General features: G+C 62.1%; 31 protein-coding genes and 1 pseudogene. 3 read left to right on the top strand and 29 right to left on the bottom strand.

What is annotated here, in order from left to right; translation table 11 throughout:
- Nucleotides 1-300 precede the first annotated feature (300 nt).
- Nucleotides 301-1,179 carry a hypothetical protein gene (locus V0R62_RS17795; RefSeq protein ID WP_330104673.1) on the top strand — a complete coding sequence of 293 codons (879 nt, stop codon included), beginning with the start codon at nt 301-303 and terminating at the stop codon, nt 1,177-1,179.
- A 263-nt stretch (nt 1,180-1,442) separates the two neighbouring features.
- Here the strand turns inward: V0R62_RS17795 and V0R62_RS17790 are convergent, their stop codons facing one another.
- Together V0R62_RS17790 and V0R62_RS17785 are read right to left on the bottom strand one after the other, a co-directional pair.
- Entirely contained in the window at nt 1,443-2,714 is a 1,272-nt protein-coding gene (locus V0R62_RS17790) for a Y-family DNA polymerase (RefSeq protein ID WP_330104672.1), read from the bottom strand.
- Entirely contained in the window at nt 2,704-3,132 is a 429-nt protein-coding gene (locus V0R62_RS17785; protein WP_330104671.1) for a LexA family protein, read from the bottom strand. The genes V0R62_RS17790 and V0R62_RS17785 overlap by 11 nt, the downstream gene beginning before the upstream one ends.
- A 107-nt stretch (nt 3,133-3,239) precedes the next feature.
- Between V0R62_RS17785 and V0R62_RS17780 the strand changes: the two genes are divergently transcribed.
- Nucleotides 3,240-3,905: an SOS response-associated peptidase gene (locus tag V0R62_RS17780; RefSeq protein WP_330104670.1), complete on the top strand. Its 666-nt coding sequence runs from the start codon at nt 3,240-3,242 to the stop codon at nt 3,903-3,905.
- 286 nt (nt 3,906-4,191) lie between these two features.
- On the opposite strand, the gene V0R62_RS17775 is transcribed toward V0R62_RS17780, so the two are convergent.
- A complete protein-coding gene (locus tag V0R62_RS17775) occupies nt 4,192-4,986 on the bottom strand; it encodes a DNA adenine methylase (protein ID WP_330104669.1) in 795 nt (264 codons plus the stop codon).
- A 20-nt stretch (nt 4,987-5,006) separates the two neighbouring features.
- On the opposite strand from V0R62_RS17775, the gene V0R62_RS17770 reads away from it, so the two are divergent.
- A complete protein-coding gene (locus tag V0R62_RS17770; RefSeq protein WP_330104668.1) occupies nt 5,007-5,693 on the top strand; it encodes a hypothetical protein in 687 nt (228 codons plus the stop codon).
- Nucleotides 5,694-5,700: 7 nt separating this feature from the next.
- Here V0R62_RS17770 and V0R62_RS17765 read toward each other — a convergent pair whose 3' ends face one another.
- From V0R62_RS17765 to V0R62_RS17645, 26 genes and pseudogenes are all read right to left on the bottom strand, one after another.
- Nucleotides 5,701-6,243, bottom strand: a complete 543-nt coding sequence (locus V0R62_RS17765) for a lysis protein (RefSeq protein WP_330104667.1) — start codon at nt 6,241-6,243, stop codon at nt 5,701-5,703.
- Nucleotides 6,243-6,794 carry a glycoside hydrolase family 19 protein gene (locus V0R62_RS17760; protein WP_330104666.1) on the bottom strand — a complete coding sequence of 184 codons (552 nt, stop codon included), beginning with the start codon at nt 6,792-6,794 and terminating at the stop codon, nt 6,243-6,245. Before V0R62_RS17760 ends, V0R62_RS17765 begins: the two co-directional genes overlap by 1 nt.
- Before the next feature lie 23 nt (nt 6,795-6,817).
- A complete protein-coding gene (locus V0R62_RS17755) occupies nt 6,818-7,882 on the bottom strand; it encodes a phage late control D family protein (protein ID WP_330104665.1) in 1,065 nt (354 codons plus the stop codon).
- Nucleotides 7,883-7,939: 57 nt separating this feature from the next.
- Nucleotides 7,940-8,146: a tail protein X gene (locus V0R62_RS17750; RefSeq protein ID WP_186713635.1), complete on the bottom strand. Its 207-nt coding sequence runs from the start codon at nt 8,144-8,146 to the stop codon at nt 7,940-7,942.
- Nucleotides 8,121-8,963 carry a phage tail protein gene (locus tag V0R62_RS17745; RefSeq protein ID WP_330104664.1) on the bottom strand — a complete coding sequence of 281 codons (843 nt, stop codon included), beginning with the start codon at nt 8,961-8,963 and terminating at the stop codon, nt 8,121-8,123. Before V0R62_RS17745 ends, V0R62_RS17750 begins: the two co-directional genes overlap by 26 nt.
- 9 nt (nt 8,964-8,972) lie before the next feature.
- Nucleotides 8,973-11,564 (bottom strand): phage tail tape measure protein, encoded by a 2,592-nt coding sequence (locus V0R62_RS17740; RefSeq protein WP_330104663.1) that lies wholly within the window; start codon nt 11,562-11,564, stop codon nt 8,973-8,975.
- Nucleotides 11,565-11,695: 131 nt separating this feature from the next.
- On the bottom strand, nt 11,696-11,992 hold the full coding sequence (locus V0R62_RS17735; RefSeq protein WP_186713638.1) for a phage tail assembly protein: 297 nt from the start codon (nt 11,990-11,992) through the stop codon (nt 11,696-11,698).
- 27 nt (nt 11,993-12,019) lie between these two features.
- Entirely contained in the window at nt 12,020-12,529 is a 510-nt protein-coding gene (locus tag V0R62_RS17730) for a phage major tail tube protein (protein WP_139672252.1), read from the bottom strand.
- A 12-nt stretch (nt 12,530-12,541) separates the two neighbouring features.
- Nucleotides 12,542-13,708, bottom strand: coding sequence for a phage tail sheath family protein (locus V0R62_RS17725; protein WP_330104662.1), 1,167 nt, complete (start codon nt 13,706-13,708; stop codon nt 12,542-12,544).
- 102 nt (nt 13,709-13,810) lie between these two features.
- Nucleotides 13,811-14,293 carry a phage tail assembly chaperone gene (locus V0R62_RS17720; RefSeq protein ID WP_330104661.1) on the bottom strand — a complete coding sequence of 161 codons (483 nt, stop codon included), beginning with the start codon at nt 14,291-14,293 and terminating at the stop codon, nt 13,811-13,813.
- Between the two features lie 13 nt (nt 14,294-14,306).
- Entirely contained in the window at nt 14,307-14,645 is a 339-nt protein-coding gene (locus tag V0R62_RS26990) for a gp53-like domain-containing protein (protein ID WP_456239204.1), read from the bottom strand.
- Nucleotides 14,646-15,569: 924 nt separating this feature from the next.
- Nucleotides 15,570-16,367, bottom strand: a pseudogene (locus V0R62_RS26880) (phage tail protein); the annotation flags it as partial.
- The gene (locus V0R62_RS17710) at nt 16,360-16,968 is read right to left on the bottom strand and encodes a phage tail protein I (RefSeq protein WP_330104659.1); all 609 of its coding nucleotides are present in this window, start codon (nt 16,966-16,968) and stop codon (nt 16,360-16,362) included. The gene V0R62_RS17710 and the pseudogene V0R62_RS26880, both read right to left, overlap by 8 nt.
- 1 nt (nt 16,969) lies before the next feature.
- Nucleotides 16,970-17,851 (bottom strand): baseplate assembly protein, encoded by an 882-nt coding sequence (locus V0R62_RS17705; protein WP_330104658.1) that lies wholly within the window; start codon nt 17,849-17,851, stop codon nt 16,970-16,972.
- On the bottom strand, nt 17,848-18,174 hold the full coding sequence (locus tag V0R62_RS17700; protein WP_330104657.1) for a GPW/gp25 family protein: 327 nt from the start codon (nt 18,172-18,174) through the stop codon (nt 17,848-17,850). The genes V0R62_RS17705 and V0R62_RS17700 overlap by 4 nt, the downstream gene beginning before the upstream one ends.
- Nucleotides 18,175-18,176: 2 nt before the next feature.
- The gene (locus V0R62_RS17695; RefSeq protein ID WP_330104656.1) at nt 18,177-18,392 is read right to left on the bottom strand and encodes a hypothetical protein; all 216 of its coding nucleotides are present in this window, start codon (nt 18,390-18,392) and stop codon (nt 18,177-18,179) included.
- 44 nt (nt 18,393-18,436) lie between these two features.
- A complete protein-coding gene (locus tag V0R62_RS17690) occupies nt 18,437-19,018 on the bottom strand; it encodes a phage baseplate assembly protein V (protein WP_330104655.1) in 582 nt (193 codons plus the stop codon).
- Nucleotides 19,015-19,545 carry a hypothetical protein gene (locus tag V0R62_RS17685; protein ID WP_330104654.1) on the bottom strand — a complete coding sequence of 177 codons (531 nt, stop codon included), beginning with the start codon at nt 19,543-19,545 and terminating at the stop codon, nt 19,015-19,017. The genes V0R62_RS17690 and V0R62_RS17685 overlap by 4 nt, the downstream gene beginning before the upstream one ends.
- On the bottom strand, nt 19,538-20,200 hold the full coding sequence (locus V0R62_RS17680; protein WP_330104653.1) for a hypothetical protein: 663 nt from the start codon (nt 20,198-20,200) through the stop codon (nt 19,538-19,540). The genes V0R62_RS17685 and V0R62_RS17680 overlap by 8 nt, the downstream gene beginning before the upstream one ends.
- Complete coding sequence (locus V0R62_RS17675; protein ID WP_330104652.1) at nt 20,197-20,511, bottom strand: head-tail joining protein; 315 nt, start codon at nt 20,509-20,511, stop codon at nt 20,197-20,199. The genes V0R62_RS17680 and V0R62_RS17675 overlap by 4 nt, the downstream gene beginning before the upstream one ends.
- 2 nt (nt 20,512-20,513) lie before the next feature.
- A complete protein-coding gene (locus tag V0R62_RS17670; RefSeq protein ID WP_330104651.1) occupies nt 20,514-21,509 on the bottom strand; it encodes a major capsid protein in 996 nt (331 codons plus the stop codon).
- Nucleotides 21,510-21,570: 61 nt separating this feature from the next.
- On the bottom strand, nt 21,571-21,918 hold the full coding sequence (locus V0R62_RS17665) for a head decoration protein (RefSeq protein WP_258599027.1): 348 nt from the start codon (nt 21,916-21,918) through the stop codon (nt 21,571-21,573).
- Entirely contained in the window at nt 21,915-23,066 is a 1,152-nt protein-coding gene (locus V0R62_RS17660; RefSeq protein ID WP_330104650.1) for a head maturation protease, ClpP-related, read from the bottom strand. The genes V0R62_RS17665 and V0R62_RS17660 overlap by 4 nt, the downstream gene beginning before the upstream one ends.
- On the bottom strand, nt 23,063-24,544 hold the full coding sequence (locus V0R62_RS17655) for a phage portal protein (RefSeq protein WP_330104649.1): 1,482 nt from the start codon (nt 24,542-24,544) through the stop codon (nt 23,063-23,065). Before V0R62_RS17655 ends, V0R62_RS17660 begins: the two co-directional genes overlap by 4 nt.
- The gene (locus V0R62_RS17650) at nt 24,541-24,747 is read right to left on the bottom strand and encodes a phage head-tail joining protein (RefSeq protein ID WP_330104648.1); all 207 of its coding nucleotides are present in this window, start codon (nt 24,745-24,747) and stop codon (nt 24,541-24,543) included. The genes V0R62_RS17655 and V0R62_RS17650 overlap by 4 nt, the downstream gene beginning before the upstream one ends.
- 1 nt (nt 24,748) lies before the next feature.
- The gene (locus V0R62_RS17645; protein WP_330104647.1) at nt 24,749-26,791 is read right to left on the bottom strand and encodes a phage terminase large subunit family protein; all 2,043 of its coding nucleotides are present in this window, start codon (nt 26,789-26,791) and stop codon (nt 24,749-24,751) included.
- Nucleotide 26,792: the final 1 nt, after the last annotated feature.

Here is a 26,792-nt window from a genome sequence, read left to right as displayed (position 1 = left end):
GCCGCATTGAAGCGCGACAAATTCTCTTCGTACCAATTCTGTACCAACCCCACCAAGCTGCATCGTCTTCTCTGGGTAGCGCTGCGCTTACCTAGCAAATACTAATAATAACATCGGTTTGACGATAGCCACTTGACGAGATACATTCTTTCTGTAGCAATGGCATTTAGCCACACCACAAAATTTCTTTATGATTTTCCGTGATATTTATGCGATTATAAAATCACGGAAAGTTACTATAAAAAACTTACCAACCTGCCTCATGACTTCTAGTCCCTTCGGCAGCACCATAGGGTAATTATGAATACATTCCTTCGCATGACACTTGGTGCAATCGCTTTTTCCTCTTTTATGGTTGCTGCTCAGCCGAGCCACAGCCCAGCGCCACCATCTAACACTACAAATCTTACAGTCCAGCCAACACAACCCAACACCATCAGCAAACAAGATGCCGAACTTTTGCTCATAAAAGAGCAAAACAAAATGTTCAAAGACTTTCAATCATCCCAGCAGTCCACCGTATACTGGGCCCTTAGCGGCATCATGAGTTTCGTAATAATTCTTACCGGCCTTAGCATATTCACGAACTTTAAATTTTACGCACAAGACAAAGAGAGACTAAAAAAAGACTTGGATTCGAGGCTATCTGAATACCGAGCCGAACTAAATTTGCGCACAGAAGAATATCTGCGAGAATCAGATAGAATTTCCGAAGCACGAAATCAAAATCTGCAAGATAGAATTTTAAATCAAATTTCCGAAACGCGTCAGTTTATGAATGACATACGCGCCGAACTAACAACGGAGATAAAAAATTCAAACACAACCACTCTAGACCTTGAAAAACTGACAAGACAACGCATCGCCTTCGTTGAATCAACTATTCGAGACGTCGAAGTACTGGTATGGGATCTAAGAGGAATACCTAGCAATATGATAGTCACTCATTCCCAAGCGGTATCCGCAGCAATTGAATCAGGTAGTAAAGAGCGCGTCTCCCACATGCTAAGCCAGCTAATAAGAACACTTGAGAAAAAGTATATAATCCCTAACGAGCCTATTCAGAGCGACACTCTTAAATGGCTAGACGACTGCCTAACCAAAGCATTTGAAATCGATCCAGAAAACGTTGAAAAGACAAGAGAGAGCATTTCCAGAGTTACCGTCTCCCAATCTTAGGCTATCTAGATTGAGCTGCCCGTTGGATTGAGGGCGCAAAATTCCATCTACTTTCAGCCCGCCATGCATAGAAAGACCGCGAGCTTACTGGATAGGGATATCGCGCCGCCCGATCAACTGGAATAATTCGACCTTACTGCGATTCCGCCATCAGTTCTTCTGCAGTAATAGATCTTGATTATTGGCGAAGAGTCAACAGGCAGAGAGAGGGTATGGAATGGCACTGGGTTTGCCCATTTTGCCCCATGCCCCGGACTGACTTTCTACCGGACTCGCCATAGCTGATCGATCCGCGTGGTGTACGAACGACTCATCATCTCGCGACGCATCCCCCAATCAGGGCTGTCGGGGACGCTGGCAGTACGCATCGTCCCTCGGCCGTACTTGCCATTGATTTCGTCCAGCATCGACATCAGCCGATCGCAAGCCGCCGGCTGCGTCACGGCGAACAGATCATCGCTGAACTCCCCCGGCTGCCGCAGATCCATCAGCAGAACCTCGGCCTTGCTATAGCGGAAACCCGAGCGGTAGACCTGCGCCGCTGCTTCGGTGGCGGCCCTGGTGAGCAGCAGCGTATCGTTGGTTGGGTATGGCAGCTCGACCAAGGCGCCCTTGGCATACTTGGCTTCGTCCGGATTGAACATCCCAGTACGGATGCTTACTCGCATGCGCTTGCATACCGATCCCTGGGCGCGCAGCTTCTCCGCCGCTCGCGCCGTGTAAGTGGCCACCGCCTGCTTGATCGGTACCAGCTCCGTCAGCCGCTTGCCGAACATCCGACTGCAGCAGATCTCCTGCTTCGGTGGGTCCGCCTCATCCAGCTCAAGGCAAGGTGTGCCGGCGAGCTCGCGCGCGGTCTTCTCCACCACCACGCTGAACTTGTCGCGCAGCATCCGTGGGTCTGCCTTCGCCAGATCCATGGCCGTGCGGATGCCCATCGCCTCCAGGTGCGCCGTCATACGCCGGCCAATGCCCCAGACCTCTTTCACCTCGGTGTTGCGCAGCACCCAATCGCGCTTGAAGTCATCAGTGATATCAACCACCCCGCCGGTATGTGCCTGCAGGCGCTTGGCCGTGTGGTTGGCGAGCTTTGCCAGGGTCTTGGTGCGGGCGATCCCGACTCCGACGGGGATGCCGGTACAGCGCAGCACCTTCGCCCGTACATCGTGGCCGAACTGGAGCAGGCTCCCCTGCAGGCCCGTGAGATCAGCGAAGCATTCATCGATCGAGTAGACCTCTGCCACCGGCACCATCGACTCAATCAGCGACATAACCCGCTCGCTCATATCGCCATACAGCGCATAGTTGGACGAGAACGCCACGATGCCATGCCGGCGCAGCTTCTCCTTGGCCTGGAAGTAAGGCTCGCCCATCTTCACGTAGGGCTTGGCGTCATATGATCTGGCGATCACGCAGCCGTCGTTGTTGCTCAGCACCACGATAGGTGTCTTGGCCAGATCCGGCCGAAACACGCGCTCGCAGCTCGCATAGAACGAGTTGCAGTCGATCAGCGCGAACACTTGGTCACTGGGCATGATCGCGCACGCTGTAGCGAACCACGCCCCAGATGACCAGGTCGTCGCCTTCCATGACGTGCCGCGGTGGGTAGGCGGGATTCTCCGACTGCAGGATCAGCACGCCATTGCGCCGGTACAGGCGCTTGCAGACGGGCTCGGCGTTGATCGCGGCGATCACGATGTCGCCGTGCTCGGCCTCCTTGCTGCGGTCTACGATGAGAAGGTCGCCCGAGAAAATGCCGGCGCCCTGCATGCTGTCACCCTCCACCTGTACCAGATACACATGAGGGGCACGTAGGTCGAACAGCTCGTCGAGGGAGATATGACGCTCCAGATGATCCGCCGCCGGCGAAGGGAATCCGGCCGGTACACGGAACGAATACACCGGCAGCAGCGTAGGGCCGCCCGTCGGCGCGCCTAGGAAGGTGATGGTCATGGCGGATCAACTCAAATGAATAACTGTATATTCATACAGTAAACTGTCAGACCGTTCCTACGTCAATGCGCGGACGCGAGGCAGCCGACAAACGAGCGAGGTGGTCAATGTGCGGGAGGCTAAGTCAGTACAGCGGCATCCATGACTTCGTTGACACTCTGAGCATGCCGGAGGTCTGGAGAAACAACGTCAGTGACCAGCCTCTTGGCCGGTACAACGTCGCGCCAACGACGAATGTGGCGGTGCTTCGAGTAGATGACGCAGGCCCGCGCGCGGACCTGGTGAGGTGGGGGTGGCGGCCGCACTGGGCGGCCGACCGGGCGGCGCCGATCAACGCCAGGGTCGAAAAGGTGGCGCACGGCCCGTTCTTCCGCGCGATATGGCCGCATCGTGCGATCACACCGGTGGACGGCTGGTACGAATGGGTTGATGAAGGTGGGCCAAAGAAGCAGCCCTACTACATCCACCGGAGAGATGGGCGCCCCGCCCTTTGCGCCGCGATCGGTCAGTTCACCGGTACTGAGCATGACGGGTTCGTGATCATCACCGCCGACGCCCAGGGCGGGATGGTCGACGTGCACGATCGGCGGCCAGTCGTACTGTCGCCCGATCTGGCAGTTGAATGGATTGCGGCCGGCATGCCAAGCGAGCACGCCGAACAGATGGTGCTCAACCTGGGCGAGCCGGCCGAGGCCTTCGAGTGGTACCGCGTAGGAACTGCTGTGGGCAACGTGCGGAACCAGGGGCCAGCTCTAATTGAGCCTACTCAGTGACGTTACCGGTCTTGAGAGTCAAGCGCGTCGCGCTGAAAAACCGACAGGCTCTTGCTCGCTGATTCTGCTATCTGCCGAAGGCGCTCTACCTCTGCGGCTGGCGCCCCACCATCTTTCGCATCGTGATAGGCACGTAGAGCCTCAAGCGCCTTCCGAACTAAAGGTTCGCCAGTCGCAATGATTTTATCGTCTGTTTGCTCCATGGGTGTTTTCTCCCTGGCAACATGGACAAACCATTATAGGACTCATGCATCGGCTGGCGACGGCGGGCTGATAAGCGTCCCTACTAGAACAGCTGCCCCAGCCGCCCCGGCTCCCAGTTCATGATTACCAGTTCACCAGTGACATCGGCCTTACCTTGCCGCTGATTGGTGTTGCTGTAGCGGATGTCCAGACACTCGAAGTGGAAGCCATCGAAGACTCGCCGGATGTCCGGGTGATCGTTGATGCTGACCATAACCCTGCCCTTGCAGCGCCGCATGAAGTCGGCCATGCGCTCGTACTCCTCGAACGGGAAGTCGACGCCATAGCCGGCGGTCTGCCAATACGGCGGGTCCATGTAGAAGAACGTGTGCGCTCGGTCGTAGCGCTCGGCGCAGTCGAGCCAGGACAGGTTTTCGACGTATGTGCCGGCGAGGCGCTGCCATGCGGCCGAGAGGTTCTCCTCGATGCGCAGCAGGTTAATGGCCGGCCCAGTGGTGGCGGTACCGAACGTCTGCCCGGTGACCTTGCCGCCGAAGGCGTGTTGCTGCAGGTAGAAGAACCGCGCGGCACGCTGGATGTCGGTCAGCGTCTCGGGGCGGGTCATCTTCTGCCACTCGAAGATCTGCCGCGAGCTGAGCGCCCATTTGAACTGGCGGACGAACTCCTCGAGGTGGTTCTGCACCACCCGGTAGAGCGTCACCAGGTCGCCGTTGAGGTCGTTGAGCACCTCGACCGGAGCAGCCTGGGGACGCATGAAGTACAACGCGGCACCACCGGCGAAGACCTCGACATAGCATTCATGAGGGGGAAAGAGTGGGATCAAGCGGTCGGCCAGGCGGCGCTTGCCGCCCATCCAGGGAATGATTGGAGAGGTCATTGATTGCAAGTCTTTACTGTATGGATAAACAGGTGTTAGGCTCGCCGCGCTTTGTGCACAAGGCAGGGGCCACGGCTGGACTTGCAGGAAGGGTCTGCGGGTTCGGCGGGCCGGGCTGGATGTTGGCGCATCCAACCGGCTCGCCCTTTTACTTTTACATGACTGCACCTCAAGGAACGGGTATGGGTAAGAAAATCCAAAAGTTTAAAGAAGACTCTTTTGACCTTATACGCGAGATACCGACAGAGTTCGCCCTAGCTTTTTTACTTGGAACACTCCCTATATTGCTATTCAGCAAAAGTTCAAAAGCACTAGACGAAATGGTGTCAGGACTACTAGCGATTGGCCCCCTGATCGACTATTACGGCTGGATGATGCTCCCCTATTTAGTATTGATAGGGATCAAATATGGCTTCCGATTTAGAACCGAAAGAGGGGCGACCACATTCAACTTTACTCACAAGGTCGTCACAGAAGCTGGGACTGGATTCCAAACCATTTTAAGGACCGGTTGTGGTGTTGCGATAGGGATCGCACTACTGTCGACTGAAATCACCCACGCCACCACCGCTAATTATTGGATGCTATTCTGGATGGCGATTGCACTACTGATCGTCACCAGCGCTATATCTATGTTTAGAAATCGGGTCCTTCAAACAACTGATCGCCCAACTTACAGGAACCCTTTAAAACTAGACATCAAATGAAAAATAACTAATTAGTCATAGTTACTACAAAAGCCTGGCAAGCTTTCAAAGCAATCAATCCCCGATCGCCTTCGTCGGTGATGGCGATAATTCTTCGAGCATGCGCTGGGTCAAGTTGGGCGTGTAGGACTCCATCCACCACGCCTCCGGTGCCGGCGGGCGCTCGCACCCCACCGCCACAACCCTGGGCGGCAACGGTTCCGGCGTCGACCAGGACTGACAACCGCAGATCAGCAGTAGCAAGCCGGTCGCGCAGGCGAGCCTGAGCTTGTTGAGCATCGTTCATCTCCTTCCAGTGGGTTTTGTCTTGGGCCTGCAAGCGATCCTCCAGGGCACGCCTTGCCTCCTGCAGCTGCTCGAGCTGGTCGAGCGCTGCCACCGCAGCCCCCTCCCGCTCTCGGCTATGCTCCAGGGCCTTTGCCGCAAGCTGCTGCTCGTAGCCCGCCGCCTGCGTGGCCAGCTCATTGGCCTGCCACAACCAGGCAAGCCGTGCGCCGACCACCGCCCCGAACACCAAGGCCAGCAGGGCGAGCCGCGATTCGAGGCCCATCAGATCAGCACCTGCTCGGCACGCCTGTAGATCGCCAAGCGATCCTCCAAACCATTCAGGCCGCCGTTGATTCGGCGCGTGATGGCTTCGAACGCCGACGGCCCCTTGTCAGCCAGCGAGTTAAGGCCCGCCTGATGCCAGAACCACCCGGCCGAGTCAGCGGCATGCTCAGGGCGCTCGAGGAGTTCGGGGTGGGCCAGCAGGTCCAGGCCCAGCGCCTCGCCACAGCGCTTGTAGTTGTCGTGCCCGGTGACCTGAATCAGGCCACGGCCACAATACTTCTGGCCGTCGCCGTCGGCCTCGGGCGTATTGCCCAGGCGCGCAGCGAGCTTGCCGGTGTCGTACTTGCTCAGGTACTGGTGGCCGCCCAGCTCGCGGACGTAGCGCAGCTGGCCAGATTCATGTCCAACCTGGGCAATCCACGCACGCTTGCGGAAGGGGGTGACGATCCCCCACTTCACCATCGACGCGTTCAAGACAGGAAGAAAAACGCCGGCTTGGGTGCCGGCGTTGGGGAGGATCTGCTGCAACTGCTTGAGTGTGACGGTCATCTTGAATCTCCTATTGTGGCCGCTCAGGCCGGGTTCACCGCGACCACCTTCAGTGGCTTGTCGGATTTCGATTTCTTGCCCTTGCCTTTGGCCTTGGCCTTGGCCTTGCCCTTCTTCCCGCCGTTGCACTCCACCGCAGTCGACCAGCCAGAGGCATCGAATGTCTGCTCGACGCTGTCGACCAGGTACTGCCCGTCCAGCCCATCCTTGAAGCCCTGGGCGGTGATCACCCGCTCAGCGAAGAGATCAGTTCGCCCGGTCATCTGCAGGCGCACGCTCGCCGTGCTGCGGTTGAATGCCGCGAGCTTGGCTTTGGCCGCCTGCTGGGCTGCCGACTTGTTCGGGTAGATGTGGCGATCGGTATGCACGCCCGGTAGGCCGGAGGGGGCGTCGTCGTTGCTCAGCTCGATGACGGCCAGTTCTCCAGTCCTCTTGTCCTGGTGCGTGGTCTTCACGGCCGCCTGCGCGCTGCGATCGCCGAGTCGGAACTGCCACCGGCTCACGTCCGCCGGGGTGACCGTGACCGCACCAAAGGACTTCCCGCTGGCACTCAGGCTGGCTTCCCGAGGCATGACCAGCAGCTTGCCGTCGGCCACCTTCGCCGTGCAGTCGTACTGCTTGGCCAGGCGAGTGATGAAGTTAAAGTCGGATTCGTTGCGCTGGTCGACGCGATCAACCTTCGTCTGCACCGGACAGACCGGTGTCCAGCCATTGCGCGCGGCGATGTCGCGGACGATCTGCGACAGGGGCACGCCTTCCCAGCTGCCACTGCGCGTGGTCTTGCCGGTGCCGCGCATATCGCTGGCCTTGCCACGGATCACCATGGTACGGGGCGGCGCTGAGACCTCGATCTCGTCGACGGTGTACCGCCCCAGACGAGCCAGCGGCTGGCCAACGTAGCCCAGGTGGACTTCGATCCGGGCGCCCCGAGCAGGCAATGCTACTGCGGCATCGCGGTCATCGATCCGCAGCTCGAACTCGTCGGAGTCCATACCGGGCTTGTCGGTTGTTCTCAGCAGGATCAGTCGGTCGTTGATCAGCATCGTGATGTCCCGGCCATCAGCGACGATGCGGAAAGTGGGTTGCATAGGCCCTCCAGAATGAATGAGCCCCGCACTGGGCGGGGCTCGGTGTGTGGCGGTGGGTCACCCCCACAGCTCGATTGTCTCGATCGACGGTGCTGCCAGCTCGGGCAGCACGATGATCACCCCCGCGCGGTAGGGCTGCGGCTCATCCGCCAACCCAGGGTTCTCCTGCAGCACCAGTTCGACCGTGCCGTTGAGGTGCCCGTAGTGCTGGTAGCACAGCGTGTCCAGCAGATCCCCGTCAGACGTTCTGCATGTCATTGCCATAACTCACGAACTCCAGTGAGAAACCCTGCTTTCGCGGAATGCCGCCGGCCAGCAGCGCGCCTTGCTCTTCGTCCAGGCTGGTCAAGCACCAGGTGCCCAGCACGTCGCCGTAACCGGTCACCAGGCTGACCGGCTGTAGCCGGCGGACGATTGTGCGCAGCGCATCCAGCTGCTTGATCCCACCCCTGCTCGTGAAGATCACCCCCTTAAGCGTGATCTTGTCCTCACCCTGCCCGACCGCCTGCTGCGCAATGGCTCGCGTCAGGCGCTCCTGGCCGGCCCAGCGCGCCGACGTCTGCCGGCGCAGCTCGTCGAAGGCCGCTGTATCCAAGTTGAAGTAGTACGGCTGCAGCTTGGCGTCGAGCGACTGCAGGATCAGCAGATGCGGGAATGGCTTGACGGCATCGGCTGCCGGCGTGGCCAGCGGCGCAAGCGCACTGGTGGGCAGGATGTTGGCCAGCGTAGGGCTTGCCTGCCCAGCGATGCGGCTGATCGCCGCCGAGGCCCTGCCGGCCTGCTCCTTCAGCGAACCGAGACGGTCTTGTACCGTCCCAGCACCGCTGACCACCTGGCTGTAGGTCGACGCCACCTGGCCCACCGTGGACTGGGCGGCGATGATCGCCCGCATCGTGCGCTGCAGCTTCTGGCCGAGGGCCGGGCCAAGGACTGGCAGGCTCTCCAGCTCCGAGGCGGCTCCGGTCATATCGCCGACGGCACCGGTCAGCGGTCCCAGCATACCGTCGAGGCTGGTGCGGCCAGCCTCCCCCGCCGCAATCAACGACGACAGCGTCGACTGCATGGACGCCATGTAGGCCATGGCACCTCCTTAGACATGTGGTTGATCGAAGAGCTGGCCAGCAGCCTGTCGCGCAAGGCTTTCCCGTGACCAGGTCTCCCAGCTGTTGCGGATCATCCCCTCGAGCGAGCGAAACACCTGCTGCGGATCCTTGACGTCGCCTTGAACAGTGATCGGCATGTTGGGCATGTACGAGAACTGCTGGTCGACCTTGGGCGGGTCTGTCTTGGGCTTGGCTTGCTCGAGCGCCTGGGCCACGACGGGCGCCGTGGGAGCGGGCGCTGCAGCTGCGATCGATCGCGCGACATCCCCTGGCGCGGCTTTGTCCTTGTCGGCCTTCGCCACCTGTTCGTCCTCGCCGAACAGTTTCTTGCCCAGCCAACCACCCAGGCCCTCACCGCCGAGGCCGCCGATCGCAGCCCCGATAGCACCACCAATCGCCGTGCCCAACACGGGCACAACAGAACCGAGCGCCGCACCTGCAGCACCACCCGCCAGCGCGCCGGCCAACCCGCCCGCCGCACTGCCGTAGCCCTCGGCCTTCTCGTCCTGGGTTTTCGCGTTCATGGCCGTCTCGACCACGGTCATGCCCGCATCGAGCACCTTCCCGCCTGGGAGCCTGCCGACCACCTTCGACACCTTGCCGACGGCACCCATCATCCGGCCTATGCGCCCGACCTCGGCTGCAGCCGTCGCAGCACCTGCGGCTGCCACACCTGTCGCCGCGCCTGCTCGAGCGACTCGGCCAACAGCCCCCGTAGGAGCGGATCGACGCGGCGCAGGTCCACCCCGGCCCCTGCGCTGCCGGCGGCGCCGTCGACCACCCGGATCACCCACGTCGGCCGATGAGCCAAACCCACCCAAGTCATTGGCGTTGACGACAAACACGCGCTGTGGCTCGTTACCCAGGCCACCACCAGCATCATTCGCCGCTGCACCGCCGAACACCTTGCCCAGGACACCCAGACCGGCGTCGACGACCTTGTTGCCGGTCTCGGGAACTTCATCAGCAGCACCGCGGCCCATGCGGCGACCGCGCATGACGTTCAGGACACCCTTGCCAATCTTCGCGGTGCTGTAGACAGCCAGCAGCGCGCTAATGCCAGCAGCGATGCCCGCGATCCCCATCACCAGACCGGGCAGCTTGTCCGACAGCGTGGTCAGCCCACGAGCCACGAACGTGATGCCCAAGCCGATCTTGTCGGTCACAGGCCGAATCGCGTCACCCGCACTGCGCATGCCGTCATCGATCGACTGCAGCGTCTCGGTCCAGATCTGCGACGACGTCTCACGGCGCTCGGCCAGGTTCTTGTCCAGAATCCCGGTTGCCTTGGTCGAGTCGTTCTTCAGCTGGGTGTAAAGGTCGCGGTTCTGCGAATACGCTGTGAGCGCGGCCTTAACCTGCATATCGGCGAACAGGTCACCAGTACGCAAGGACTTCTCCAGCGCTTCCAGCGCGGCCTTGGCCTTGACCGGGTCGGCTTCCTTGCTGATCCCTGCCTGCGCGTCTTTGATCTTCTTGGCTTTGGCCGGGTCAGTGGCCTCAACGTAGCGCAGGGCCAAGGCCATGCTCGACTCAATTGTCGACATGCCCTTCTGGATCCCTGTATTCAGCGAGGCCTGGTAGTCGATACCTGCCTTCTTGTAGGCATCGACTACCTCGCCGGAGCCGATCTTCTCGATCCAGTTCTTGAAGTTGTTCGCCGCTTCGTCCGAACCGCCGGCCGTCTTCATCTGCACCTGCAGCATTGAGCCAAGCGACGTCACCGCATCGAGGCCGGTGCTGCCACTCTTCTCCATGCCGGCCAGCAGCTGCGGGAACCAGCGCGCCATATCACTGGCTTCGAAGCTGCCCGCCTGTCCCTGGTAGGCGATCGCCTCCAAGGCCTGCTCCATCACCTTCGGGTCCGTGATCTTGGCGTTCTGCTGCAGCGCCATGATCATCGAGGCAGTGTCGACGCCGCTGGCCCCCTGCCCTACCGCAAACTTCGCAGCCGTGGGCGCATAGGCCAACGCCTTGTCCAGTTCCATACCAGCACCGACCAACTGATTGACCAGGTCGGCGACATCATTTCGCGACATGCCAGTGCCCTTGGCCGTGTCGATCACCGTCCGGGTGAGCTGGGCCTCCTCAGGCTTATTTGCCACATCGGCCTTGATCGCGATGTCACGGATGATGGCCTGGTAGTCTGCACTGATCTTGGTCGGGATCGCCGCCATACCGACTCCCACCGCCGTAGCGGCCAGGGTTGGCTTGAGCAGCGACTGGCCCGAGCTGATCTGCTGCCGGCCTTTCTGCTGCAGATCCGCCACCTTGGCCTCACGCCCCAGGCGCTGGTACTCCTTCGCCAGCCGCCCGACCTCGACGCCCTGTTTCTTCAGCGCATCGAGATTGCCCTCCAGGCGCCGCAGCAACCCGGAGGCCGCGGCCGCGCCGCTGTCGTGAGCCTTCTTCCATTCATCCCGAAGCTTGATCGTTTCGCCGATCGTGTTCTTCAACACCTTCGCGCGGCTGCCGCTCTCCTCGAGCTTTTTGATATGACCCTTGGCGGTACCAAATGCCGAACCAAGCGATGCGGCAACGGCCCCGCCAATTTCCAGCGCGATCGCCAGCTTTGCCATGCGCTACCCTCCTGCAGGCTCAATCCGTGAGCCACCAGACGATGTCCATCCACGACATCGCCGAGATCTCGGCTGCCGAGAAACCCAGCTCCTTCGCCAGCCGCTTGGCCAGCTGCTTCTGGGATCGCGGGTCAAACTTCGTCGTCTTGCACCAGACGAAAGTAACCGGTCTGCAGGCGGGAATAGTCCTTCAGGGTCAGGCCTTCGAGGTCCTTCACACCTACCTCGGCCAGGGAGGCGAACAGGTTCAGTTCGCGTTGCTCGTCGTCACCATTGGTGAGCTGCTGTGCCGCACGGATGTCGCGCACCGTCGGAGCCCGCAGGCTCAGCTTGTCCACCTGCACGCCATTGCACTCGGCCGGCTTGCTCAAGGTGACGATGACGCGGTCTGTATCAACCTGCAGGTAAGCGGGAATTTTCTTGCTCATGGGGTGTTGTCCTTATCTGTGAGGGAGTTACAGGCCCAGGGCCTGGCGTTGCTGGGCGAGCTGGTCGACGCCGTCGATCACCCGCTTCATGCCCAAGGCATCGATCTCGTAGATCAGGCGCCCGTCGACCTCGAGCTTGTAGTAGGTCACCGCGACGTTGTGCTTGATCTCGGCCTTGTCGCCCGCCTTCCAGTCGCCCATGTCGACCTCCTTCAGCGCGCCGCGCAGGGTAACGATCACCGCAGTGACCTTGCCCTTGAGGCCCTGGAAGGCACCACGGAAGGTGCCGTTGAAGGCGGTGCCGTCGGCCAGGCCGAAGAACTTCAGCGACTCGCGGCGCACGCCGGTGGTGGTGAAGGCGGCCTCTTGTTTCTCCATGCCCTGTTCCATCTCGATCGGCATGTCCATCCCGCCCGGGCGGTGCTCCTCCATTTTCAGGGTGAGCTTGGGCAGGGTCAGGCTGGGCACATCGCCCTGGAAGCTGACACCGTCGACGAACAGGTTCAGGTTGGCCAGCGTTTCGGGAATCATCGCCATGGGGTTCGCTCCTTATGCGTTGGCGTCGAGGACTTCGGTCAGCCACTGGTTGGTGACCTCGACGCGGAAGTTGGGGTTTTCAGCCGGCGGGACATCGGTAAAGCGGATGTTCCAATACACCTTGCCCTGCTCCAGCTGGCTTGCGGTGTTCAGCTCAGGGTCGGCGAACACCTCGAAGTTGATGATCGCGCCCTGGTTCTTCAGGTCGCGCATGAACGCCTGCAGGCCCTCGGTCACGTCCTTGACGTAGGTCGCGGTAATCGATCGGTCTACAGCCCACTTGTGGCCGTAGAGGATCGCGTCCATGACGATGTCCATGGTCCGCACGCGGGTGACGAAGGCCCACTTCGGATCACTGGACAGGGTGCGGTTGCCCCACAGGCGATAGCCGTCGTCGCGAATGATCGTGGTCACATTGGCGTTGTTCAGCAGGTTGGCCCGGCAGGTCTCGTCGCCATCGAGGAACTCGACCGGACGGCCGGTACCGGTGATGCCCACGAACTCCTTGTTCGACGGCGAAGCCCAGAAGCCGTATTCGCGGTCGGTCCAGGCGAACAGGCCGGCGACCCAGGCCGAGCTGGGCTGGGTCACCGTGCTGCTGGCATCGCCGTCCCAGACCCGCACACCCGGGTCGACCAGGTAGGCACGTTTGGCCCCGAACTCACCGGCGTAGGCGATCGCCGCTTCGTCAGTGGTACCCGGCCCGTCGATGATGGCGATGCCACGCAGCTTGTCGGCCAGGGCCACCAGGGCGGTGCCGACCGCCTGGGTGGCGCTGTGCTTGGGGGTGACCAGCAGGCGCGGCTGGGCGTTGAACCGGCTCTTGCCATCGAGCAGCGCCTGCAGGCCGGTGCGGGTGCCGTCTGCCTTGGTACCGCCGATGATCGCGGACACCTGTTCGGCCGGGTCGACCAGTTTGGCTACGCCACAGGCGACGATCACTGCCTTGGCACGGGTGTAGATGGCGCGGCAGGCCTTGGTGATGGCCGCATTCGGCCCGAACGCGGCGACCGCCTCGCGCTCACTGGTGATCAGCACCAGGTCGTTGGCCTTGGCCGAGGCCTCCGCTCCCTCGGTGAAGGTATCGACCAGACCGATGATGGACGATGAAGGCAGCGCGATGCTGCGCGCGCCGGTGTCGACGTTCGTTACGGTAACGCCATGGAAAAAGCCACTCATGCAAAGTCTCCAGGTACGAAAAGGCCCCGCGAGCGAGGCCTGGAAAGTGCTGCCGGCAACCGCCGACACGCACACAAAGAAAAGCCCCGACTGTGCGGGGCTTTATTCGGTCAGCTCAGCGAGCCATGGTGGCGCTACAGGCCGGTAGGCGATTTCAGGAAACTGCTCCGCCTGCGGCCAATCTCGCAGAGCCTGCATGTACACGAGCAACTCGCGGAACTGCTCGGCTGTCAGCGTTGTGTTTGTGGCGATCTCTTGCTGATCACGGTGTCGGTCTCGCAACCAGATAGCCGAACCTAACTCCTGATCGCGCCAGTGGCGCTCAGTCGCAGCCAATTCCTCGGCGCTAGGCGGCGGCGGATCGACCAAGGTCGGCATACCGCCCGGGCTGAGGCTGATGTGCTTGCCTGCACTTTGACCAGCGAGCAGCCATGCATGAACCTCATCAGTCACTTCCACAGCGTCGCCGGGGATGCTGCATTCTGGGTTCTGCACTAGCTCGCCACTGAGCCCCACAACAAACCTGTTCCCGTGGAAGGACTCATCGTAGAAGCCGCGCGCACTTGGGCTATAAAACTTCTTCATTTCCGACTCCTAATCAATAACCGAGGGCGAACCAGTACGCATTCGGGATCTGCACTGCGTACGATCTGAGCACAAAGCCTTGCTGTGCCACGTTAGAGACCATGATTTCGTAGTCATCCGGGGCCGGCGTGATGATGGCCGGAAAGACCCCAAAGGGTGCATTAGGAAAAGTTGTTGGGAACGATATCGAGACACCCGCCGCCGGCACCGGGGCTACATTCCCCCACTGAAAAATTAAGCCGCCGAGCCAGTCCGGCAGCTTGAGCGCCCCGATCCCGGCCTTGATGAGCGACAACCCTTTGAGGAGCTTGTACGGTGTCACAGCGACTCCATCGCTGTCGCCTGCATTCATGTTCGCCAGAGTCGCCAGCTTGATGAGCCCGGCAACTGCCTCGGTTGCAGTGCTGGGCGTGTACGCATCTGTAATGCCATAGCCGGCCAACGTTGTTGCCTTGTTCGCCTTCGATGCCAGCGCGGTGGACATCGTTGCCGCGAAGTTCGGATCATTGCCCAAGGCGGCGGCCAGCTTCTTCAGCGTGTTCAGAGCAGCAGGTGCAGAATCAATCAGGGCAGCAACTACCAGCTGAACAAACTCAGTTGTTGCAAACAGCTTGTTGTTCGCACCTGCGGAGGGCGTCGGTCCAGACACAGTGCCCATGAACGTCGGCGAGTCCAGCGGTGCCCTTGACGCTACTGCCGAATCCAGCGCGGCCTTGTTCACGAGATGAGCGGGCGCCGTCGGAAGCTGTGCGAAGGACAGAGATTTCCCCGTGAACGTGATGTCTCCGCCGCCAGCTGTACCATTCCCGCCGAATGCAGAAATACGGGCGTCATAGTCAGTCGGCGTCGCACCGCAGTGAAGATCAATGTATGCGACCGATGCTACCCCATCGGTTCGCCCGAGTTCGAGTGAGGTGCCGACCGTGAGGCTTCCGGTAGTTGCGATAGAGCCAGTAAACGCTGCACCACTCAGGTTGGCTTTCTGTGCCAGCGCATTGAGCATCGTAGTCGCGAAGTTGGGGTCATTGCCCAAGGCGGCGGCCAACTCTTTCAATGTGTCGAGTGCACCCGGCGCAGAATCAATGAGCGCAGAGACTGCGGTCGAAATCGCCTGCGCGATCTCTGCTCGGTTGTAGGTCTCACTTTTCGTGAAGACATCAGTCAAGCCATAGCCCGCAACTGTCGTCGGGTTTGTGGCAGCAACGACACGACCGTACTTGTCGACTTGCACGCTCCGATAGGTGCCTGCGGCCACACCAGTCCGGCCAAAGGCCATTTCAAACGCCAACGGGGTGACGCCAACGTTGATCGGGTCATCGGTCACAAGCTGCCAGGCGCTGTCGCCGTTGGCGGTACCTTTTTCAACCAGCACGAACAGGCCGGAAGTCACCTTGGCACTGTTGTCAGCGTCGACGCAGCGCGTCCAAGGCCCGCTTGCAACGACTGTGAAGAGGCCGTTGTCCTTTGCTGCGACCTGGTTCTTCACCAGGACCCGAGCCCCGGCGGGCAACGGCACGCCGTCAACAGTCTGCAGGCCGCTCAGAGTGATCGATGCCGTGGTGGCCACAAGTACAGAATGCTTGAAGTCCTGGCGGGCCAGCTCTTCGGTCACAAACTCTCGAGTCGAGAGAACAACCGAAGGATCAATTTTTAACTGCACGTTGCTGGAACTGCTGACGACCAAGCTCATGCGCACAACTTGGGTCCGGCCGGACCCCTGACTAAGCAATGGCTTGTAAGTCGGCGCGCAGTTTGCCACGGCAATCATGTCGCCATCGGCATCGTACAACGCGATCTCGCGGATCCACTTGCCACCGACATCCGCCGGGATGACTTGCTCGGCGACAATGATCGCGCTGTTCTTGTCGTCAACTTTCAGTTGGTTCAGCGGCGCCCGGCGCCATTCGTTGATCAGGCTGGTCTGGGTGGCGTTGGGGGTGGGGTCGGAGCCGTTGGCGTCGCCCACGCCCATCTGGGTGATTTTCCATGGGATGCCCAAGACATCCGCATTGGCCTGCTTCGCTGCCCCCACATTGGTAAGGATGGCGTAAAACTGGGAGTTTTGGTCAACCATGTGCGATATCCAGAGTGTCAATTGTATGTTCACGGCCACCGCGCCCAATGACGCCAGCGACCTCAATGTCGAGTTGAACGGGCGGATAGACGTCCAGCACATCGCCCTCACTCAGTGACCCGGCCAGGTAGAACGCCCCGTTGGTCTCGAGACTGATCTGCAGAGCGGTCAGATGTCGGCTTACAGGACGGGCGTCATCCAGCAGGGAGGCCAGCTCCCGGTAGGTTTCCTCATCGATACCCCCATCCGAAACACCGATCCTCAGCCCGAAGGTGCCCGGAGTAGCCGGGGGCAACTGCTCCCACCACTCGTTGATTTCGATCAGGTAGCCGAACGGCTCGACGACGCGGCGAAGCGCGCCGATCGTGCCCTTGTGCGCATGAACGAAGAACGCGGAGCGGATCACCGACCGCTTGACCGCCTCCGACCAGGTGTCGTCCCAGCGGTCCACCGACCAGGCCCAGGCCAGTTGGTACAACAGATTCGCCGGGCAGGTGTCGGGGTTGTACAGAGTCCGCAGTGGGATATCGGTCAGCTCATCCGTGGCGACCTCGACGGCGCGTTCCAGCTGGGTGCTGTTCACGGGGAGCAGGCTTTTCATGTCAGCCACCCCATGCCACGTCGATCGTCTCGCACCAGGCCGCCTGCTCCTTCGTGGGGCGGATGTCCGTCCACCCCACCAGTTCCACGCGGCTCACACCGTCAATGTGCAGCTGGGCATCGATCCCCGACCGTGAAACCTCAAGGCCCAACCGGCGCCGGGGGTTAACCCAAGCCTGCAACCGAGCCCGGCACGCCGCCAGGATGGCTTCGTTCTCCGGCCCCGCACCAGCCTTGTAGAGCACGGCCTCGACTCGATACGGCAGGATCTCGGCCGCCTGGACGGTGAGACGGTCTGCCACCGGGCGCACATCGTCGTCGCTCAGATGGGCGCGCACCGTCTCGAGCAGCTCCGGCGGCGGCACGCCGATGCCCTCCAGATCCAGCACCGTGACAACCACCTCGGCCGGGGCCGGGCTTTCGGCTGTCGCGTCCGCCACCCGGCCGGAGGCATTGCGCGCATGCAGGATGTAGCTGTTCCGCGGGCCGGCGGTGGTCAGGCCCTCATAGACCAACTGCACGCGCTCACGCAGCGCATCGTCCGCCTCGAGGATGCGCTCGACCGGAGGCACCGCATTCAGGTCCTCGGCCTGCACCACCAACCGCTGCAGGTTCACATTGGCGGCCAGCTGGTCCAGGTCAGCGCCGCGTGCATAGGCCAGCATCAAGGCCTTGGCCGCGTCGTTGACCCGCGCCCGGTTCTGCATCCGCCGGTACGCGCCCAGCTCGAGGAGCTTGGTGATCGGGTCACTCTCAAGCAACGCATCCCATTTATCCCCCATGTACGCGCGAAAGCGCTGTAGCTCTTCGTCGTACACCCCTTCGAAATCGAGGCTCTCCAGCACCTGAGGCGCTGGGAGCTGCGATAGATCCACTGCGCTCATACACTCACCTCCAACACTGCGCTGTCGCCCAGGTACTCACCGGTCAACTGCAGGTCGATCCTGCCGTCGAGAACGGCAACAACCCGCACCCGCTCAAGCCGCAGGCGCGGCTCCCATCGCCCCAGGGCCCGGGCGACCTCAGCCTGCACCGCACTTTTCCAGCCTTCGTTCACCGGCAGGTCGACATACCGCCGCAACTGGCAACCGTACTCAGGGCGCATCCGACGGCTGCCGACCGTGGTGGTGAGGATGTCCTCGATGGACTGCCGCAGGTGCCCCAGGCCGGAGACTGGCTGGCCCGTTCGACGATCCATGCCGATCACGGTCAGGCCTCCTTGAAGTCGGACCGATTGCGCATGTAGGCCAAGCCCACCGCGTCATCCCCCTTGATCGTGACCCGCCCCTGCACCACTTCGAGCTCCACCCAGTCGGGCAGGATCAACTTGCGGCGGGTGTACTCCTGATCAATGAAAGTCACCGGCCCGCGCGGTACCGGCGCCACCTCGCTGCCCTCTTCAGGCTCTTTCTGTGTTCTGGCCATGGTTTCCTCCAGGCATGAAAAAGCCCGCACTAGGCGGGCTCTGTTCAGTGTTTGTGGTTTGCCGTGTTGCCGGCAGTGTCGATGATCCGTCCGCCTCCGTTGATGTCACCTGTGACCATCAGCGCCCCGTTGATTGTGACCGCGCCGGTCAGCGTGATCGTGTCAGCCTGGGCGGTGATGCTCGAGGACTGAGCCGTGATGGCGTCATCGGTAAGCACGGCCTGGGTGGCCCCGACCTTAACCATGACCGTGCCGCTGGGCAGCTCGATCGTGTAGCTGTTGGCCTGCCAGTCGTAGACCAGGGAGCCACCGTCGTCGAAACGCCAGACCTCGACATGGTCCCGGTTGTCCGGCGCCGGGCCGGCGTTGCCGTACAGCCCCGGTACGAACGTGCCCTGGGCAGGCTCGCCGCTCGGGCTGATCAGCGCCCCCTGCTCGCTCAGGCTCGGCGCTCGCCAGTGGCGCGCCTTGCCAGCGGCCTGGCTGTGCCAGCGCACCCAAGCGCTGGTCCAGCCGTTGCCGTCCGACACACGAACCATGGCCGCAGCGAGGTCGACAGCGACCACCCGGCACGGGATCACCAGGCTGGCCAGCATGCGGTCGTGCATCGCGCTTGCGTAACTCATTCCATGGCCTCCGGCGGTCGATAGCTACTCTCGTTGCCCTCGCCGGTTTCCGGGACAAAGCCCCAGACGATCGAGCCGGGTGGCTGATTCGGCCAGGGCCATTCCTCCTCGCCGAGGTAGATGACCTGGGTCCACTCGACGACCCAGACGGCGTATCCGTCTAGCTCCGGCCGCGTCCAGTCCTGTGCTGCGCGGACGAACTTGGCCGGCTCGACTTCGATGCCCCATGTCTGCATGCGCAGTAACACCGTCAACTGGGCCGCAGAGAATGCGGCGATACGAAGGCTATGTTCTTCCTCCCCTGCAACGATGACCCGCGCCTCAAAACGCGCCTCTACACCAGCTTCACCTGTTCCTGGGTCCGGCCCGGGCTCCCACTCGACAAGCTCAATCACCACTGCGGGGACAACAATGCGATCAAGCCGGTCGGGCATGGTGCCGACATACTGCAGCGCAGGCAGCGTCCGGCTGATGTGCTCCTCGATCGCGGCGTACAAGCGCTCGAGGGGTATCGGATCGTCAGCCATTACCAACCCTCCCCAACAGTTTCTGCAGCTCGTAGTTGAGCTCTTGCCTCATGACCTCCAGCAACCGCTGGTGGGCCTTTGCGGTCCACGCCTCGAAGTGCGGCCTGACGTCTTCCAGGGAGATCATCGCCTTGACCAGCGGGAAACGACTGCCGTTCTCGGCGATCCAGCCGGAGCTGGCACCGCCATTGCCCGAGACCTCGCTGGCGGGGTAGTCGCTAGCCTTGAAGTGCTTGCTGGCCGTGCGGATCCAGATATCGGGGTTGCTCCCGTACACGGCCTTGAAGAATGCCCCCTGGTAGCGGCGCCCGGCCACCGAGACCCCGTTGCGGGTTTGCCGTGGCCGACCCGCGCGACTTGCTGCGATTGGGTCAAGGCCGAACCACAGCTTGCCGCGACCATCACCGCCCACCGGATAGGTCCGCAAGCGTTGACGAACCGAGGCCACGGCAATCCGCTCCTGCACAGCGACCGCCCTGCCCACGTGGGTGCGCAGCCAGCGCAGGGTCTTGTTGATCGCTCGACGCTGAGCTTTGGCGATGGCCTTGGGAGCCAACGCCACAAACTCATCGAACCGTGCGACCTGCTGCGGCACCGCCTGCAGGGTGATCATCCCGGTGCTGGAAGACACCTTGTGATAGCTGCCAACGCTCATGGCGCCTTCCTCAGAACCAGGGTGACCAGGCCGTCGCCGCCGGGTTCGATGTTGGTGATCGTGTAGGTGCCGCCGCCGTCCTCTTCCGGCAGATCGATCTCGACCTTCTGCCGGGACTGGACGCCTGCGTTGTCCGCAACGCGGATGACCAAGTGCGGTTCACGCAGGCCCGTGTTGATGCGGCCGAGCTTTGGCTGCAGCCAGGGCGCCGAGAACATTCCCAGCACGTCACGGCCCTCGATCCGCGCCGCGTCGCCCAGGACTTCGAACACCGTGTCGTCCACTTCGTCGATCAGGTCACGGAAGGCCATGATCAGAGCGTCAGGCGGATTACTGCACGGGGACGAGTGCAGATGTGCAGCGGGTTGGACTGCGCCTCGCCGTCGACACCTTTGCCGAACGGCATCTCCTCGATCTTGCTGTAGTACGGCAGGCCTTCGGTGTTGACCGTCTCGATGTAGTCCGCCGGTGCGTAGATCGAAAGGAACAGATCCGAGACGCCCTCGGGTACCAGGCGGGCCTCGTCGTCGGCAACGTAGGCCTTGCCGCCTACCTTGCCGCGATAGCGCTCCCAGCTGATGCCGCCAAATTCGAACGACGCACGCCCGTCACCCCGCAGGGATGCGGCCTGCTCGCTGCCCTTGTAGGTCTCAACCACCGAATTGTGAGCGATCAGCTTCTTCCAGAACGTCTTGCCACAGAAAGCGCGTGCACCAGTGGTGGTGACGTTGCCGAGCGCGTCTTCCTGCATGTCCAGCGCATCGACGCACTGGGCCTGGACGTTGGCGTTCTGATCGTTGAGACCCATCGACATCGTCTGCCGGGAAACACCAAAGGTTTTGTAGATGTCCAGCAGCACCGTGGTGCCGTCGGCGTCCAGCACCTGACCATTCACAGCACCCATGCGGTGATACTCATGGGTGGCGTCCAGCTGGCTGCGCACCTTGCTCAGGCGTTTGTTCACCACGGCCTGAACGGCCTGGAGCTCGGTGGTGGTACCAAACGCACGAATGCCCTGAATCTCGTCGGCCTTGATCGAGAAGCGCTGCGGCAGGTGGATGGTGTTGAACGGGATCAGCTTGCGCTTGCTGCCGCCGACCACAAGGCCAGAGGTCCCACGTTCACCTGCAGGAACCAAGGCCAGCGTATCGCCGTCCTTTTCGATCTGAACGGTCAGGGTCGGTACGCCCTCCTCGCGGAACAGGCCGAGGGCGGCCAAACGGCCCGGCACGTACTCCTGCTCGTTGATGGCAGCGGTCAGGGCTGCAACGCTGAAGGCATCGTCTTGAAAAATGGCAATCTCAGCCATGGGGTACTCCAGAAAGTAAGAACCCCGCACAAGGCGGGGCTGGGAGAAAGAGGAGGTCGGATCAGCGCAGGATGATGAACTGCTTCGCCAGGGACTTTTCGGCATCAGCATCGACGCCCGTCAGCAACGCCTCGGTGACCTCGGCCAGCCGCACGACAGCGCGCCCCCGGCGCGAGATGTCCGACTCACCGAGCGGGGCGAAAAGGATGCAAACGGCGTTTTCAGTACCGTCTTCAGCCGCAGGAGCGTAGGGCGCGAACTCGCCGGTTGCCGTGACCAGGCCGAGCAACTGCCCAGCGACCAGGGCCGGGCCGGCTGCGATGTTGATGGCTTCGCGAGAGATCTTCCCCGCGCCCTCAGAAAGCAGGAACTCACCGGCGTGGACCGGTTCCTGTTGGATGTTGCTCATGGTCGTGCTCCTTTGTTGGCGGCCAGCCGGCGGGCTGCCCAGATGCTGGATGGATTAGGGAGTTGCGCCTTCACCTTCTCTTGATCGTCGTCGGCCGGCGGCAACGAGTTATTGATCTCGAAGCCCTTGCCGGAGCTGACAATCTTCTCGAACAGCCGCGCCCGCACCGCGTCAGCGTCCAGGCCGGCAGTGACATACTCTTTCGTCAGCTCAGGCAGCCGCGCCGCGACACAGAGATCGTGTACGCCCTTGGCCTGCTTCAGCGCAGCCTGCACCGTGGTCGCGTCAGTCAGCTTGGTCGAAGTGATCAACGTTTCAGCCAGATTGCCGATACCGGCCTTGGTGCAGCCCTGGGTGATCATCAGCGCCAGCGCCGTGGAGTCGGCGACGTCAGGCTTGATCGGCGCAGGCGGCTTTGCTGGATCATCTGCCGGTGGCTTACCAGCCAACTGATCGAGCAACGGTTGCGGGGTTTTCTGGTACCGGGCCATGGCCGCGCCATTGCCCAGGCAGGCCCGCACCTGCACGCCGCTGCCAATCTCATCGACTAGCCCGAGGTCGAGGGCCTCTTGCGCCGTGAGCCAGCTCTCATCGTTGACCAGGCGCCGCAGCTCGGCTTCGTCAATCTCGGGCGATTTGGCCTTGTAAGCCGCAATGATCACTTCGAACGCCTGGTCGAGCACGTCGGCCACCCGGCGCAGCTCGTCGGCGTCACCTTCGATCCAGGTGTAAGGGTTGTGAATCATGAGAATCGCGTTCGACGCCATCACCACCCGGTGAGCGCCGCACACCGCAACGCTACCTGCGCTGGCCGCCAAGGCATCGATCCGGGCGGTGCAGCGCTCGCCCAGGCGGGCCAGCGCGTTATGGATAGCCACACCCTCGAACAGGTCGCCGCCGTTGGTGTTGAAGGCCACGTGCACCGGCGAGACACCGTCATCAATCGCCTTCAGATCGCGGAGGAACTGGTTGGCGGTGATGCCCCAGCCACCGATCTCGCCATAGATGTAGATCTCGATCGGCGCTGGCTCGGTGTCTGCAGCGCCTTCAGCCTTGGTCGCGGCGCTGATGCGGTACCAGTGCTGCTCGTTTTCCGGTTGCGGCGCGGGCGCCTTGTTGAAGATGCGGAGCGGTATAAAGGGGGTCATGGCTTCTCCTTCTCGTCGGGATCGTCATCGACCGCCGACAAAGTGCTGTACTTGATACCCAGGGCCTGCGCCCGGGCGAGATCGGCGGCGTTCTCTTCGTCCACCACCTCGGCATCGGTACCGTTTCGCAAGCAGGTCTCGCTGCGCGTGGTGAAGCCGGCAGCGATTTCCATCTGCCGGGACTGGACGTCTTGAACCGGGTGGATGTAGGCCCAGCCTTGCGGCACCCAGCGGGTCCGCCGGTACTCGCGGCGACGCAGCGAGTAGTCAGGCAGGTCTAGCACCCCGGCCAGGACAGCCATGTCCAACCAGGCTTGCCGCACAGGACGGCACAACTGGTGGACGTAGACCTGGAACTGGAGCTGCTCCAGCCGGCGCCGGAACTCGGTCAGCACCACGCGGATCGCGCGGTCGTTCACGCCCTGCATGTCGCCAGTCATCAACTCGTACGGCAAGCCGGTGCCAGCAGCAGCGGCCATCAGCTGCTGCCGCATGAAGTCGCGGTAGTTATTACCCGCGTCCGGTGGGTCAGAGAACTCGATCTCCTCGCCTGCCCCCAGCTCCTGCACCGTGCCGGGCTCCAGCCCCACCATGGGGGTGAAGCCGTCTCGGTCGAGGTCGAGGGGCGCACCAGTGAGGGGATCAATCTGTGGCCGCCCCTCCGGCACGGGTTTGCGCACGAAGCCTGCGAACAGGTTGGCCACTTCCTGCCGGAACAGCACAGCATCGTCGAAGTTGTCCAGGCTGCGTAAGCGCTTCAGGACCGGTGCCAGGCGCGGCACACCGCGTAGCTGACCTGGCTCCAACGGCTCGAAGACGTGCAGCATCTGCTCGGCCGGGACGCGTACCAACTGGTTGTAGCCTACGTTCAGCGAGGACTTGTCGCTGGGGTGGACCCGATAACACCAGTACGCCACCCGCCGGCCCATACTGTTGAACTCGATCCCGGCCCGGATGACGTTGCCGAAGCGGGTCACCTCGAATTTGTCGTGGGGAACGAACTCCGGCGCCAGGCACTGCAGTTGCAGCGGCACCGCGTAGCCATCCTCCAACCGGCGCGGGCGCAGGCGGATGAAGCATTCGCCCGACTGCTCCACGGTCCGAGCCACCAGGGCCTGCAGGCCGTAGAAGTCGGTGAGCTGATCGGCATCAGCCTCATCGACCCAGTCCTCCCACAGCACCTGCATGGCCTTGCGTAGCTCTTTGTCGGCGAGCTGGGGATGCGGCGTGATGCCGGTTCCGATCAGGTTGCTGATCCGCTTGTCGATGACGTTGGCCGCGTAGGGGTCATTGCGCACCGCGCTGCGGGAGCGGGAACGCAGGTTGCGCAACGCCGGCATGATCAGGCTGTTTACGCCAGTGTCCGGCGCGTCCCACCCCGATGAGCGCCGTCCCTCGGCGGCGCCTTCGTAGCTGGCCTTGATCCGCTCGGGCACCAAAATGCCTGAACGTCCGAGGGACATGTAACGTCCGCTCACAGTCCCTTGCCCCCATGGTAGAGGCGAGTCACGCGCGAGCGCGGCCCGGCGGCCTTCACCAGTTCGGACTGGATCAGGTCGCGGGCCTTGATCAACTCGTCGACCGTTCGATATTCGACGGTGCGGTCCGAGTACCGAACGATCTTTTCACCACGCGCGATCGCACGCTCGACGGTGGCGAGGTCTGCATTTGTGTATGCCATGTCAGCGTCTCTTCAGGTATCCGCTGCTGGAGCTGCGGCGTTGCATGGATTGAGGCGCGGCCCGTGGGGCCGGCTGTGGCGGTGGCGGGTCGCTGCGTCTGACCGGCGCCGGTGCAACTGGTGGTGGCGAGTCGTCTTCATCCTGGTCATCAGCCACCGGCTCGCTGGCCTGGGGCCGGGCTGGCTGCTGCTCGCCTTGGTCGAACAGGCTGGCCTGCGCGAGGGCCTGCCGCAGCTTGTCCCAGTCGTGTTCGCCGTACCGATGCAGACCGAGGAAGTTGGCCATGGCCAGGTTGTACACCATGAGGTCCAGCGCCTCGTTGCGCTCGGCCTTGCTCTTGACCCACTCGATCCGCTTGTAGCCCTTCACGTAGCGGGCGATCTTGCGTTCAGCCACGCACTGCTGGAAGAACTCATCCGGCAGATCCTTGGCGAAGTGCAGCGCGCCCGACCCCTTCTCGAAGCTGTAGCGGTTGTAGATCCAGTCCTTGGCCGTGTCGGTACCGACGATCCAGAGCTCGGCGCCGTTGCGCTCGGTTTGGCCCTTCCAGGTGACATCCACCTGCGACGGGCGCTGGGCGATCACAGGCCGCCCCGGCTTGCTCGCCCCTTTGAGCGCGAACACGTTGCGCCAACGGCGCACGCGGGTGAACTGGTAGACCTCGTGGGTGTGGTGGCCGCCGGAGTCGATGCCGGTGGCCAGGATCGCCAGGCTTACACCGCAAGGGTGGCGATAGCGGATCTTTAGCCGGTCATCGAGTAACGCCCAGGTGCGCTCGTCGGCCGGGTCGCCAGGGATCACCTGGTGATCGACCACCCAGCGCTCCATGCCGGCGCCCCACGCCATGACCATCAGCTCAAGGCGGTTGGCCTGGACGTCGACGGAGGCCGTCAGCGCAAGCGCCCCCACGGGCAAGGTGCCGAGCACGTAGTCTTCTTGCAGCGCGCGGGCCTGCAGCACTTCGGCTTTGGTCTGTTCGATCGCACTGTCCCAGACCTTCGCCAAACGGGTGTTGTAGAACACCTGCATGGGCTCGAGGTCGCCCCGGTCCTGGGCACGCTTGGCCTTCTCGAATTGCTTGGCCAGATCTGCCCACGAGGTCCAACCGAGCGGGGCATAAAGCGCGTTGAGGTGGAAGCCCACCGTTTCACCATCACCTTTGGCGTGTGAACGCCACTCCCCCTGGGCGAGCATCTCACCCTTGTGATGTTCCTCGATCAGCACATCGCAATCAGGCGCGGAGCACTTGTAGTGGACGGTCTGAAAATCAGCGGAGTACAGCAAGCGCTCCCATTCCAACACCTGCTTATGACCGCAGGTTGGACAAGGCACGTAGTAATACCGCTGGTCGCTGGTCTCGAACAGATCGGCGATGCGTGAGGCACCCTTGATGGTCGGCGAGCTGGAGAAGTAGAACTTGGCATTGCGACCGAAGGTACTGCCCCGCGTCTCGGCAAGATCGACGGGATCCCCCTCTTCATCGACGTCCACGTCCCAGCGGTCAATCTCATCGCCGTAGATGTAGCGCGCAGCCAGCTCGGCCAGGTTGGAGGCCGAGCCGGCGGTGGTCGCGTACAGCGTGCCGCCCTCAAATTCTTTGGTATCAATGGTGTTCTGTGCACTCCGTGACCGAGCGGCCGCTACGCGGGACTTCAGCTCAGGCGTGACATTGATGGTCTTACCGATCCGCGCAGACACCCGCTTGGCCAGAGCCAGGCTCGGCAACAACGTCAGGATGTTGGACGGCGCCATGTGGATCAGCGCCCCAATCCAGTTGAGGGCGATCTGCGTTTTCATTAGCTGCGAGGCGACCATCGTAATGACGCGCTTGCAGGGGTGCGCTGGCGACAGGCAGCGCATGGGTTCACGGGCATACGGCGTCCGCGCCGTGCGGTATTTGCCGGGTTCGGCTGCGCCGGTATCACGCGGGATCCGCATGTACTCGTCAGCCCATTCGTCCACCCACAATTCAGGGTCGGGCTTCAGCCCCCGGCCATACGCTTCGCGGTACGCCTTCGCACCGTCCGCGTAACCGGTGGGCATA

It is taken from the genome of Pseudomonas carassii, assembly GCF_036324045.1.
In the GTDB taxonomy this organism is placed as follows: Bacteria; Pseudomonadota; Gammaproteobacteria; order Pseudomonadales; family Pseudomonadaceae; genus Aquipseudomonas; species Aquipseudomonas peradeniyensis.
Note: the sequence above shows the minus strand (reverse complement) of the source record. Positions and strands in the feature narration are given on the sequence as shown.